At 72.5% G+C, this 12,666-nt stretch carries 10 protein-coding genes; 3 read left to right on the top strand and 7 right to left on the bottom strand.

Translation table 11 applies throughout. The features are described 5' to 3' along the window. Window positions 1-128 precede the first annotated feature (128 nt). The 3 genes from AB0N17_RS41745 to AB0N17_RS41735 form a co-directional block, all read right to left on the bottom strand. Window positions 129-1,454, bottom strand: a complete 1,326-nt coding sequence (locus tag AB0N17_RS41745; RefSeq protein WP_366016908.1) for an ABC transporter substrate-binding protein — start codon at window positions 1,452-1,454, stop codon at window positions 129-131. A gap of 41 nt (window positions 1,455-1,495) precedes the next feature. Next, entirely contained in the window at window positions 1,496-3,106 is a 1,611-nt protein-coding gene (locus AB0N17_RS41740) for a glycoside hydrolase family 13 protein (protein ID WP_366016907.1), read from the bottom strand. 146 nt (window positions 3,107-3,252) lie between these two features. Continuing rightward, window positions 3,253-4,524 (bottom strand): ABC transporter substrate-binding protein, encoded by a 1,272-nt coding sequence (locus AB0N17_RS41735; protein WP_366016906.1) that lies wholly within the window; start codon window positions 4,522-4,524, stop codon window positions 3,253-3,255. A gap of 130 nt (window positions 4,525-4,654) precedes the next feature. Between AB0N17_RS41735 and AB0N17_RS41730 the strand changes: the two genes are divergently transcribed. The 3 genes from AB0N17_RS41730 to AB0N17_RS41720 are packed head-to-tail and all read left to right on the top strand — an operon-like array spanning window position 4,655 to window position 8,260. Next, window positions 4,655-5,170, top strand: coding sequence for a PadR family transcriptional regulator (locus AB0N17_RS41730; protein WP_366016905.1), 516 nt, complete (start codon window positions 4,655-4,657; stop codon window positions 5,168-5,170). Further along, on the top strand, window positions 5,167-5,922 hold the full coding sequence (locus AB0N17_RS41725; RefSeq protein ID WP_366016904.1) for an ABC transporter ATP-binding protein: 756 nt from the start codon (window positions 5,167-5,169) through the stop codon (window positions 5,920-5,922). The genes AB0N17_RS41730 and AB0N17_RS41725 overlap by 4 nt, the downstream gene beginning before the upstream one ends. Window positions 5,923-5,977: 55 nt before the next feature. Beyond that, complete coding sequence (locus AB0N17_RS41720) at window positions 5,978-8,260, top strand: FtsX-like permease family protein (RefSeq protein WP_366016903.1); 2,283 nt, start codon at window positions 5,978-5,980, stop codon at window positions 8,258-8,260. 445 nt (window positions 8,261-8,705) lie between these two features. Here AB0N17_RS41720 and pgi read toward each other — a convergent pair whose 3' ends face one another. From pgi to secG, 4 genes are all read right to left on the bottom strand, one after another. Continuing rightward, on the bottom strand, window positions 8,706-10,358 hold the full coding sequence (pgi, locus tag AB0N17_RS41715; protein ID WP_366016902.1) for a glucose-6-phosphate isomerase: 1,653 nt from the start codon (window positions 10,356-10,358) through the stop codon (window positions 8,706-8,708). Window positions 10,359-10,414: 56 nt separating this feature from the next. Then, window positions 10,415-11,716, bottom strand: a complete 1,302-nt coding sequence (locus tag AB0N17_RS41710) for an MFS transporter (protein WP_366016901.1) — start codon at window positions 11,714-11,716, stop codon at window positions 10,415-10,417. Window positions 11,717-11,823: 107 nt separating this feature from the next. Then, on the bottom strand, window positions 11,824-12,159 hold the full coding sequence (locus AB0N17_RS41705) for an RNA polymerase-binding protein RbpA (RefSeq protein WP_003957010.1): 336 nt from the start codon (window positions 12,157-12,159) through the stop codon (window positions 11,824-11,826). A gap of 228 nt (window positions 12,160-12,387) precedes the next feature. Further along, on the bottom strand, window positions 12,388-12,624 hold the full coding sequence (gene secG, locus AB0N17_RS41700; protein ID WP_078992486.1) for a preprotein translocase subunit SecG: 237 nt from the start codon (window positions 12,622-12,624) through the stop codon (window positions 12,388-12,390). Window positions 12,625-12,666 lie beyond the last annotated feature (42 nt).

Here is a 12,666-nt window from a genome sequence, read left to right as displayed (position 1 = left end):
GCCCGGTGCACGCCTTCAAGCCGTTCGGCACCGGTGAACGCGCCTGCATCGGAAGGCAGTTCGCCCGGCGGCGCCGCGCGGCGCCGCCTGCTGCTTGTCGACAGTGGTGGCGGTCATGGTACGGCCGCTCAGCCCTGGTAGGCCTTGGCCGCGGCGGACTCCAGCTTCGCTGCGGTGCCCGGCGCGTCCGACGGGTCGCGCAGGAAGTCCTGGAGCAGCTTCCACTCGCCGGTGCCCTTCGTGCCGCCGAAGGCCGCCGGGGCCTGGTCGGACATGTCGAAGCGGACCGAGTCCCCGGCGCCTATCAGGGACTTGGCGGTGGCGCGGGTGACGTCGTCGCCGTAGGAGGAGAGGTCCAGCTTCTTGTTCGGGGACAGGAAGCCGCCCGCCTTCGCCCACACGGCCGCGGCCTCGGGGGTGGCCAGGTACTCCAGGAGCTTCATGCCGGCTCCCGCGTTCTTGCCGTCCTTGAGGACGACCGCCGCGTCGCCGCCGCTGACGACCGGTGCCGTGCCGCCGTCGACCGCGGGGAAGGGGAAGAAGTTCGCGTCCTTGCCGATGGTCCTGCCGAACTGGTCGTGCGCGACACCGGCCACGAAGTCGCCCTCGTAGACCATGCCGGCCTCGGGCTTGGGCCCGAACACCTTCTCCACCGAGCCGGGGAAGTCGGTGTTCAGGGCCTCCTTCTGGCCGCCTGCGATCAGCTGCTTGTCCTTGAACAGCTTGCCGAGGGTGGTGAGCGCCTTGACGACCGACGGGTCGGTCCACTTCAGCTTGTGGGTGGCAAGGGCGTCGTACTTCTCGGGTCCGGCCTGCGAGAGGTAGACGTTCTCGAACCAGTCGGTGAGGGTCCAGCCGTCCTCACCGCCGACGGCGAAGGCGGCGAGCCCGGAGTCGGAGACGGTGTGCCCGGCCTTGAGCATCTCGTCGTACGTCTTCGGCGGCTTGACCCCGGCCTGGGTGAGCGCGTCGGGGCTGTACCAGACGGTCGACTTGTGGGCGGCCTTGAAGTACAGGCCGTACAGGGTGCCGTCGACGCTGCCGTACTTCTTCCACACGGGCGCGTAATCCGCGCCGATGGTCCCCTGGGCGGTCGAGGACAGCGGCTTCAGCCAGCCCTTCTTCGCGAACTGCTGGAGCACGCCGACCTGCGGGACCATCACGACGTCGGGGGCGTTGCCGCCCTCGATCTTGCTGCCGACGACGGTGGAGACGTTGTCGCCGGTGGAGACGAACTGGGTCTTCGCGCCGGTCTTCGCGGTGAACGCGTCCAGCACCTTCTGGAAGTTCTTCTGCTCGCTGCCGGACCAGACACCGGCCACGGTGACCGTCTGGCCGCTGAGCGCCTTGTCGCCGCCGCCGGCCGAGACCGGTCCGCCGCCGCAGGCGGTGGCGCCGAGGGCGAGGGCCAGAGCGGTGCAGCTCGTGAGCAGGGTGGTACGTCGTCGCATCATCGTTGATGTCCCTTTCGAGGGTGGGGCGTTGACGGGGGCGGTCAGAGGTCGGCCAGCCACCAGGCGGCCGTGGCGCCGGGCAGGACGCCGGGCGGGCAGGGGCCGCTGGAGAGCAGGGGGGTGCCGGAGGCCGGCGCGGGCGTGGGGGCCGTGCCGAAGTTGACGGCACAGACCAGGCCGTCGCCGCGGGCGAAGGAGAGGACGCCGGGCGGGCTGTCGAGCCAGCGCAGCGTGCCCTCGCCCAGCTGGGGCAGGGTGCGCCGCAGCTGGAGGCCGTCGCGGTACAGGTGCCAGAAGGAGCGGGTGTCGGCGAGTGCGCGGTCGGTGGCGTAATCGGCGAAGTACTCCGGCTGCGGCAGCCAGGGCTTGGCGCCCTCCGCACCGGAGGTGAAGCCGAACGGGGAGGCCTGCCCGGACCAGGGCAGCGGCACCCGGCAGCCGTCGCGGATGCGGGCGCGGCTGCCGGTGCGGCGGAATATCGGGTCGGTGAGGACGTCGTCGGGCAGGTCGACGACCTCGGGCAGGCCCAGCTCCTCGCCCTGGTAGATGTACGCGGCTCCGGGCAGCGCCAGCATCAGCAGCGCGGCGGCGCGGGCCCGGGCGGCGCCGAGGCCGCTGCCCTCGGTGGCGGGTTCGCCGTAGCGGGTGACGGTGCGGACCTGGTCGTGGTTGTTGAGGACCCAGGTGACGGTCGAGCCGGTGCCGGCGATGTCCTGCATGGCCTCGGAGATGACCTTGCGGAAGGAGTCCGCGTCCCAGGGGGCGCCGAGCAGGTCGAAGAAGAAGGCCTGGTGGAGTTCGTCGGGGCGGACGTACAGGGCGTGTTCACGGGCGGTGGGGACGGAGACCTCGCCGACGAGGAGGCGGTCCCGGCCGTCGCGGGCGGTGTACTCCTCGCACAGGGCGCGCCAGCGGCGCCACACCTCGTGCACCTCGGGCTGGTTCCAGGCGAGCGGGTTGACCGAGTCGCGGGTGCGGGCGTCGGCCTCCGGGTCGTCGGAGTCGGGCAGTTCGGGGTGCTTGTACAGCCCGGCCGCCACGTCGATGCGGAAGCCGTCGACGCCCCGGTCCAGCCAGAAGCGCAGGACGCGGTCGAACTCGGCGGGGACCTCGGGATCGCGCCAGTTCCAGTCGGGCTGCTCGGGCGTGAACATGTGCAGGTACCACTGGCCGTCGCCGGCTCGGCTCCAGGCCGGGCCGCCGAACATGGCGTGCCAGTTGTTGGGCGGCTCAGCTCCGTCGGGCCCGCGGCCGTCGGCGAAGTGGAAGCGGGCGCGGGCCGGGCTGCCGGGCTCGGCGGCGAGTGCCTCGCGGAACCACGGGTGCTCGCTGGAGCAGTGGTTGGGGACGATGTCGAGGAGCACCTTGACGCCGAGCCGCCGGGCGGCCGACACCAGCAGGTCGAACTCGGCGAGGTCACCGAAGAGCGGGTCGACCCCGCAGTAGTCGGCCACGTCGTAGCCGTGGTCGTGCTGCGGCGAGGGGTAGAACGGGCTCAGCCAGATCCCGTCGACGCCGAGCTTCTTCAGGTACGGCAGCCCCGCGCGGACGCCGGCCAGATCGCCGACGCCGTCGCCGGTGCTGTCCAGGAAGCTGCGGACGTAGACCTGGTAGATCACCGCGTCGCGCCACCAGTGGTACTTACTCAACATGCATGCATGTTAGGTAGGCGCTGCGCAGAGGTGTCAATGAAATGAACGGAAGCTACCGGCCAGTTGGGGGTGCAAATCGGTACTTACCAGAGCACCGTGAAGCCAAATGAGATGTGCGCGTTACCTAACAAGTAACTATCGCGGAGCTAGCGGCTGGCGATGGCGTCGAGTTCGCGCGCGAGCCGGCGCACCGCCTGCCCGGGCGTCTCCCGCCCGGTGAGCGCGTCCTGCACGACCGCCTGCACCGCCAGGCTGACCTGGTCGTAGTGCGGGCTCTTGGGGCGCGGCGCGGCCGTGAGCACGGCGGTGCGCAGGGTCGGCAGGTACGGGAACCGCCGCACCAGGGCCGGGTCCTGGTACAGGTCGGCGCGCACCGGTGGCAGCGCGCCCCGGGTGAGCACCTGGCGCTGGACGGGCGCGCTGGTGAGATAGGCGATCAGCCGCGCGGCCGAATCGGCATGCCGGGTGTGGGAGTTGACGGCGAGGTTGGAGCCGCCGAGCACGCTCGTGCCCGGTCCGTCGGGGCCGGGCAGCGGTACGGCGCCGATCTTTCCGGCGACCTCGGAGCCCTTGGCGGAGGCGACGGCGTAGGCGTAGGGCCAGTTGCGCAGGAAGAGCAGCCTGCCGTCCTGGAAGGCCTGCTTGGACTCCTCCTCCTTGTACGTCAGCGCCGCCCTCGGTATCCAGCCCTCGCGGACGCCGCGGGCGAGGAAGCCGATGCCCTCGCGGGCGGCGGAGGAGTCGACGGTGACCCGGGTGCCCTCGTCGCCGAGGATCGTGCCGCCGGCCGAGTAGACGGCCTCGGCCGCGTTCACGGTGAGCCCCTCGTAGGGCAGGAACTGGCCGGCGTAGCCGCCGAGGCCGTACTTCGGCGCGATGGTCTTCGCGTCGTGCTCCAGCTCGGCCCAGGTGCGCGGCGGGGGCACGCCCTCCTTGGCGAGAACGTCCTTGCGGTACAGGAGAAGTCCGGCATTCGTGACGTACGGGACGGCGTAGAGACGGCCGTCGTAGGTGGCCGTGCCGACGACCGGCGGCAGGAAGCTCTTGAGCGGGAAACGCTCGCGGGGCAGCGGGCGGATCCAGCCGGCCGCCGCGAACTCCGAGGTCCAGTTGACGTCGATGTTGAGGACGTCGAAGCGGCCCCGGTCGCCGCCGCGCAGGTCGGTGGTCATCTGCGCGTGCGTCTCGTCGGCGGAGTCCGGCAGCTCGACGAGGGTGACCTTCTCCCCGGGGTGGGTGCGGTTCCAGCCCTGGAGGAGCGGACCGAGATAGCCGGTGAGATCGCCTGCCGTGGCCAGGGTGAGCGGGCCGCGGCCCTCGCCCGCGTCCTGGTCGGCGTGCGCGCCGGAGGCCACGTAGCCGGTCAGGATCACGGCGAGAACGAGGAGGCCCCTACCGGCGGCGCGTATCCACCGCATAGGTTCCTCCCTGAACACATACACACTGGCTCCGGCGTCCTCGCCGGGAGTCAGAGGCCATGTATACCTGTTAGGTATGAGCGATACTAGGGCCTGGAGCACATTGTGAGCAGACAGGAGGACAGCCCGAGTGCGCCTGCCCCTCCTGGCACTCCTGGCCCGCGGCCCGGCCCACGGCTACGAGCTGAAGCAGGACCTTGAGCAACTGCTGGGCTCCGCGTACCCTCAGCCCAACGTCGGCCAGATCTACGTCACCCTCGGCCGCCTCGAGAAGTCGGGACTGATCGAGGGCGAGGACGTCGAGCAGTCCAGCCGGCCCAACAAGAAGGTCTACCACCTCACCGACGCCGGGCGGGAAGCGCTGCACGCCTGGTTCGAGGAGACCGAGGACGAGCCGCGGGTGCGGGACGAGTTCTTCATGAAGCTCGCCGTAGCCCCGCAGACCGGTCTCGCCGACCAGATCGCCCTCATCAACCGCCAGCGGCGCCAGTACCTCACCACCATGCGCAACCTGTCGAAACTGGCCGCGGCCGAGAACCGGGACAACCGAATCGCCCATCTGCTCATCGAGGGCGCGATGCTGCATCTGCAGGCCGACCTGGACTGGCTGGAGCGGTGCCAGGAGGAACTGGAGGAGCTGGAATGAGCGACGGCTCTGCCTCTCCCGTGCTGCGCGCCGAGGGCCTGGTGAAGACCCACCACGGCGAGGGCGCGCCCGCGCACGCCGTCCGCGGGGTCGACCTGAGCGTGGCCCGGGGCGAGTTCGTGGCGATCACCGGGCCGTCCGGGGCCGGCAAGTCGACGCTGCTGCACCTGCTCGGCGGGCTGCAGCGGCCCGACCGGGGCAGCATCTGGCTGGACGGCCGGTGCGCGGACGCCTTCAGCGAGGCCCGCTGGGCGGTGGAGCGCAGGAAGGCCATCGGCATCGTCTTCCAGTTCTTCAACCTGGTGTCGAACCTGTCCGTCGCCGACAACGTCGAGCTGCCCGCGCTGCTGGCCGGCGTCCCGCCGAGGAAGGCCCGCGCCGAGCGCGAGGCACTCCTCGCCGAGCTGGGTCTCGACGGCAAGGAGCGCAGCATGCCGGGCGAGCTGTCCGGCGGCGAGCAGCAGCGGGTCGCGCTCGCCCGGGCCCTGGTCAACCATCCCCCACTGCTGCTGGCCGACGAGCCCGCGGGCAGCCTCGACAGCAAGGGCACCCGCGAGGTGATGCGGCTGCTGTCCCGCTTCCACGGGCGCGGCCAGACGATCGTGCTGGTCACCCATGACGCCCGGCTGGCCAGCGCCGCCGACCGCGTGATCAGCTTCTTCGACGGCCGCATCGCCGACGACGCCGCGCTGGACGGCGCACCGTCGTCCCGCCGCCCCGGCATCTCCGGGGTGCTGGAGCTGAGGGACTGATGGCGCGTCCCGGGGCAGGCGCGAGTCCGACGACAGGGCCTGGGGGCTGAGACACATGCGGGCAACCCTGCGCTGGGCGCACTCCGACCTGCGCACCCACCGGGGCGAGGCGCTGTTCCTGGTGCTGGCCACCGCCGGCATCGTCGCCTCGCTGCTGCTGGCCACCGCGCTCTTCGGCTACGCGACCAACCCCTGGCAGCGGGTCTTCACCCAGGCCCGCGGCGCGCACGTGTGGATCCACACCTCGCTGTCCGCCGACGCCCGGGGACTGGCCCGGCTGGACGGTGTCGAGTCCGTCGCCGGCCCCTACCGCACCGAGTCCGCCACCGTCGCCTCGCGCGGCACCCGGGCCTCCGTGGAGCTGCGCGGCACCCCTGACCTGCCCTCCGTCGGCCGGCCCCTGCTGACCGCCGGACACTGGCTGGACCCGGCCCGGCCGGACGGCGTGGTGCTGGAGAGCAGCCTGGCGCGGGCGCTGCTGGCCGAACCCGGGGACACCCTCGTCCTGCCCGGCACGGCCCGCACGCTGACCGTCGAGGGCATCGCGGACAGCGCCGAACCGCACTACAGCCCGGGCGAGCAGCCGGGGCTGGTGTGGGCGCTGCCGTCCGCCGTGCGCGCACCCGGCAGCCAGGTGACCGGGCTGCGGCTCGGCGACCCCGGCGACACCGACTACGCGGTGCAGCGTGCCGTCACCGTGCTCGGCGCGGGCGCGGTCGGCGAGGTCTCCACCTGGCAGCAGGCGCGGTCCGCGGCCCAGGGCGACAACCGGCTGCTCGGCCAGGTGCTCGGCCTGTTCGGGCTGGGCGCCCTGATCGCCGCCGGGTTCGCCGTGCACGGGGCGATCGCCACCCGGATCCGCGGGCATCTGCGGGACCTGTCGGTGCTGAAGGCGATCGGCTTCACCCCCGGCCAGGTCGTCCGGGTCTTCCTGCTCCAGCACCTCGCCTACGCGCTGCTCGGCGCGGTGGCCGCGGCCGGACTCACCGAGGCGCTGGGCAGCCAGGTCCCCGGGCGGCTCGGCGATGCCGTGGGCGTGTGGCAGGGGCTGCCGGGGCACACCGTGGCGCTGTGCGTGGTGCCGGTGGGCGCGGTGCTGTTCATCGCTCTGACCACCGGACTGGCGGCCTGGCGGGCGGGGCGGGTGCCGCCGGTCCCGGTGCCGCGCCCGGCCGCGTCGGCGGGCGGACGGCTGACCGGTCCGGCGCGGCGGGCGCTCGGCCTGCGGCTGCCGGCCGCGCTGGTCCTCGGCTGCCACAAGGCGGTCGCCGGACGCGGCCGGTCGCTGGCCACCGTGGCCCGGCTGACCCTGCCGCTGCTGCTGATCGTGGTGGCGCTCAGCGCGTGGACCACGATCGACCGCTTCCACAGCAGCCCCGCACGGGTGGGAGTGCCGACCGCGCTCGCGGTCCGCTCCGACGGCGCGCTGGCCACCTCGCGGGTACGGGCCCTGCTGACCGGTGACCCCCGGGTCGCCGCCGCCTATCCGGGCGTGGAGGTTGCCGCGCTGGTCCCCGGACAGACCGGGACCATCGCCCTGCGCGGGGTCGGCACCCACTCCGAGCCCTACCCCTACGCCCTCGCCGAGGGCCGGGCCGCGCGCGGGCCGGACGAGGCCGTGGCCGGCCAGGGCCTGCTGGACCTGCTGCACGCGCGGGTCGGCGACTGGGTGCGGATGACGGTGGGCGAGCGGCCGCAGATCCTGCACATCGTGGGCCGCAGCATCGAGCCGCAGAACGCCGGCCGGGTCGTGACGACCTCCCTGGACACTCTGCGCGAGAACGACCCGGGGCTCTCCCCCGCCTTCTACGAGCTGCGGCTGCGCCCCGGCGCCGACCCGCACCGCGTGGCCGGCGCACTGGCCGAGGCCGGCGGCGGCCATCTCGACGTGCACACCGTGACGAACCCGGCCGACGGGCTGTCCCCGCTGCGCGCCGTCGTCGCCGGGCTGATCGCCGTGCTGGCCCTGATCGGGCTGGTCGAACTGCTCACCGCGATCGGCGGCAGCGTCCGCGAGGGCGAGCGGGACATGCTGGCGCTGCGGGCGATCGGCATGTCCCCACGACAGATCACCGCCATCACCGTGACGGCGACGGGCTGTACGGCCCTGGCGGCGGCGGTCGCCGCCACGGCGCTCGGGCTGCCGCTGGGCCGCCGGCTGATCGACGCCCAGGGCAGCTCCAGCGGCATCGGCGCCGGGATCGCCCAGTCCCCCTCCCCGGCCCTACTGCTCGTGCTGGGCTCGGCGGCCGTGCTGGGAGCGGCGGCGCTCGCCGCGCTGCCCGCATCCCGCGCGGCCCACAGACGCCTCGCGGACACCCTGAGCGCAGCGGCCTGAACCGGTGGGCCTAGCCGGCCCGGGCCGACAGCGGGCGGACCGGGCGCGGGCGGGCCGACAGCGGGCGGGCCGACGGTGGGGGCGGCCCGGCGGCGGGCGGGCTCAGCTCCGGTCGCGCAGCTCCCGGTACTTGACGACCAGCGCCTGCATGGAGGGTGCTGGGCTCGGCGGCCATGCTGGGAGCCGCGGCCTGAGCCGGCCCGGGCCGACGGCGGGCGGGCCCACAGCGGTCGGGCCGGCGGCGGGCAGGCCGACGGCGGCCAGGCTCAGCTCCGGCCGCACAGCCCCCGGTACTTGACGACCAACGCCTGCGCAGAGGGTGCTGGGCTCGGCGGCCATGCTGGGAGCCACGGCCTGAACCGGCCCGGCCGAGCCTGCCCGGGCCGACAGCGGGCGGGCCGGCGGCGAGGGCGGGCCCGCAGCGGGCGGGCCGACGGCGGGGGGCTCAGCTGCGGCCGCGCAGCTCCCGGTACTTGGCGACCAGTGCCTGCGTGGAGGCGTCCAGGCCGGGCACCTCCGCGCCCTCGGTGAGGGCGGGTTCCACGCGCTTGGCGAGGACCTTGCCGAGTTCGACGCCCCACTGGTCGAAGGAGTCGATGTTCCAGACCGCGCCCTGCACGAACACCTTGTGCTCGTAGAGGGCGATCAGCTGGCCGAGGACGGAGGGGGTGAGTTCCCTCGCCAGGACCGTCGTGGTCGGGCGGTTGCCGTGGAAGGTCTTGTGCGCGACCAGTTCCTCCGGCACGCCCTCCGCGCGTACCTCCTGCGCGGTCTTGCCGAAGGCGAGGGCCTGCGTCTGCGCGAAGAAGTTGGCCATCAACAGATCGTGCTGGGCCTTGAGCTCACCGCTCAGCTCGGCCACCGGCTCGGCGAAACCGATGAAGTCCGCCGGGATCAGCTTGGTGCCCTGGTGGATCAACTGGTAGTAGGCGTGCTGCCCGTTGGTCCCCGGAGTACCCCACACGATCGGCCCGGTCTGCCAGTCGACCTGCTTGCCGTCCCGCGCCACGTGCTTGCCGTTGGACTCCATGTCCAGCTGCTGCAGATAGGCGGTGAACTTCGACAGGTAGTGGCTGTAGGGCAGGACGGCGTGCGACTGGGCGTCGTGGAAGTTGCCGTACCAGATGCCCAGCAGGCCCAGCAGCAGCGGCGCGTTGGCCTCGGCGGGGGCGGTGCGGAAGTGGTCGTCGACGGTCCGGAAGCCGTCGAGCATCTCACGGAAGCGGTCCGGGCCGATGGCGATCATCAGGGACAGGCCGATCGCGGAGTCGTACGAGTAGCGGCCGCCGACCCAGTCCCAGAACTCGAACATGTTGTCCGGGTCGATGCCGAACTCGGTGACCTTCCCGGCGTTCGTGGACAGCGCCACGAAGTGCTTGGCCACCGCGGACCGGTCACCGAGGGCGTCCAGCAGCCACTGGCGCGCCGACGTCGCGTTGGTGATCGTCTCGATGGTGGTGAAGGTCTTGGAGGCGATGATGAACAGCGTCTCGGCCGGGTCCAGGTCGCGGGTGGCCTCGTGCAGGTCGGCGCCGTCCACGTTGGACACGAAACGGACCGTCAGGTCGCGGTCGGTGAAGCTGCGCAGTACCTCGTAGGCCATCGCGGGGCCCAGGTCGGAGCCGCCGATGCCGACGTTGATCACGTTCCTGATGCGCTTGCCGGTGTGGCCGGTCCACTCACCGGAGCGGACGCGGCCGGCGAAGTCCGCCATCTTGTCGAGGACGGCGTGCACGGCCGGGACGACGTTCTCGCCGTCGACCTCGATCACCGCGTCCCGCGGGGCGCGCAGCGCGGTGTGCAGCACGGCCCGGTCCTCGGTGACGTTGATCTTCTCGCCGCGGAACATGGCGTCCCGCAGCCCGAACACGTCCGTCGCCGCCGCGAGCTCGCGCAGCAGCCGCAGCGTCTCCTCGGTGACCAGGTGCTTCGAGTAGTCGATGTGCAGGTCGCCGACCTGGAGCGTGTACCCCGCGGCGCGCTCGGGGTCGGCGGCGAACAGTTCCCTGAGGTGGGTGTCGGCCAGTTCCTCGCGGTGCTTGGCGAGAGCGGTCCACTCGGGCCTCTGGTTGAGCCTGGTACGGCCGTCTGCGTTCATATCCGACTTCAGCCTTCTTTCGGTACCTGTCCCGCTGCCTGTCCCAACCTAATTGATCAGCGCACGGCACGAGCCGTCATGACATCGTCATCCGGCGCAACAACAGGTACGTCCGGGTGGCGAAGCGGTATCAGCGCGACGACCGACAGGACGAAGAAGGCGGCCGTGAACAGGGGCGGGGCGCCCGGGCCCCAGGCCGTCGCCACGACGCCGCCGAGCAGGGCGCCGAGCGGGGCCCCGGCGACGGCCAGGGTGCGGAAGGCGGAGCCGACCCGGCCGAGCAGTCCGACGGGGGTGCGGGCCTGCATCAGCGTCGTCGTGTTCACGTTCCACAGCATGCCCATGCAGCCGAAGACGGCGAGGGCGGCCACCAGAGCGGTCAGGCTGGGCACGGTGCCCATGACGAGGAGCGCCCCGATCTGCACGGTGCCGGCGAGCAGCACGGTCCGCAGGGGGCCGAGCCGGGCCGTGACCCGCCGGTTCAGCACTCCCCCGGCCAGGCCGCCGACGGTGTACGCGGTCGTCGCCGCCGCGTATCCCGTGGTGCCCGCGTCCAGCCGGCCGGTCACCAGGACCACCAGGGTGGCGATCAGCGCGCCCATGCCGACGTTGCACAGCGCCGTGGCCGCGCACAGGCCGCGCAGGGCCCGGTCGCGCCCCAGGGCGCGAAGTCCGGCGGCGATCTCCCCGCGCAGGGTGCTGCCCTTCGCTCTCGGCGCGTGCTCCGGCACGGCCGCCCGCAGGGAGGCGACGAGCGCCGCGGCCACGAGGAAGGTGCCGGCGTCGGCCGCGAACGGGACGGCCGCACCCGCGGCGATCAGCACCGGCACGGCCGCCGCGCCCAGCAGGCCGCCCGCGATCTTCTGCCCGCTCATCAGCCGGGCGTTGGCGCTGCCGAGGGCGTCCCGGTCCACCAGGGCCGGCAGCAGGGCCGTGGCGGCGTTGTCGAACAGCGTCTGCAGGGTGGTCAGGGTGAAGGCCAGCACGATGAGCAGCGCGATCGAGGCGTGGCCCAGGGTGACGGCGACCGCGAAGGAGGCCACGAGCAGACCGCGCACCGCGTCCACGGTCCACATCGCGCGCCGCTGGTCCACCCGGTCGGCGACCGCGCCGCCGAGCAGCCCGAAGACGATCCAGGGCAGATAGCCGCACGCGGTGACCGTGGCGATGAGCAGCGGCCGGCCGGTCAGCGAGGCGGCGAGCAGCGGCAGCGCGGCCGTACGCAGCGCGTCTCCGAAGCTGGACACCACGGCGGCGCCCCACAGCCTTCCGAAGCCCCCGCGCCACGCGGGAGCACACACCGGCCCCCTCCCGACCCCCGTCACAACTCCCCTTCCGGTTCGCGCCGTCACGCACATCGCGTCACGTGAAGAACCGTAGGGGGTGCCACTGACAACGGGGCCGTCCGCGAGGGTGCGAGACGGCTCCGGCCGGGCGCCCGCAGGCTCCCGGCCGGTCTCAACTCCTAGATCTCGCCCCGCAGTTTGGCGAGCGCCTCGGCGAGGATCGCCTCGCCGTCCGCGTCGCTGCGCCGCTCACGGACGTACGCGAGGTGCGTCTTGTACGGCTCGGTGCGCGGCGGGTCCGGCGGGTTGTCCCGGTCCTGGCCGGCCGGGAAGCCGCAGCGCGGGCAGTCCCAGGTGTCGGGAACCTGTGCGTCGCTGGCGAAGCTCGGCTGCGTCTCGTGCCCGTTGGAGCACCAGAAGGAGATGCGCAGACGCGGCGCGGACTCGCCGCGCTCGGCCTCGCCCATCGGCCCCGCCCCGACCCGGCTTCCCCGGATCGCGTTGCCACTTGCCACGGTCGTAACTCCCTGCGTGATGGTGCCGCGAAGCGAGTCGGCGTTTCGCTTCGCCGCGAGCGCCTCAGTCTACGTAAGGCCCAACGCGCGTCCAGTGAGAGGAGTTACAGACCCCACACGTAGACGCAAGCCCCATGATAGGCCGCGCTCAGGAGCGCGTACCGAACATGGGGCCTTACGTACCGAATATGCGTGATGTGTGTGCGGTGCACCGGCAGCTGTGCGATGTCAGCCGTTCGACTTCATCAGCATGCCGAGAACGATGATGCACGCGAACCACAGCACGCCGATCACGATGGTGATCCGGTCCAGGTTGCGCTCGGCGACCGAGGAGCCGCCGACGGAGGACTGCATGCCGCCACCGAACATGTCGGAGAGGCCGCCGCCCTTCCCCTTGTGCATCAGCACCAGCAGCATCAGCAGCAGGCTGAAGACGATCAGGGCGATCGAGAACCCCAAAACCACGGCTGGACCAACTTCCTCGGATTCGGATGGACTGCGGGGGCA

Source organism: Streptomyces sp. NPDC051133, from assembly GCF_040682635.1.
GTDB lineage: Bacteria > Actinomycetota > Actinomycetes > Streptomycetales > Streptomycetaceae > Streptomyces.
This window is presented reverse-complemented; position numbering and strand designations above follow the sequence as displayed.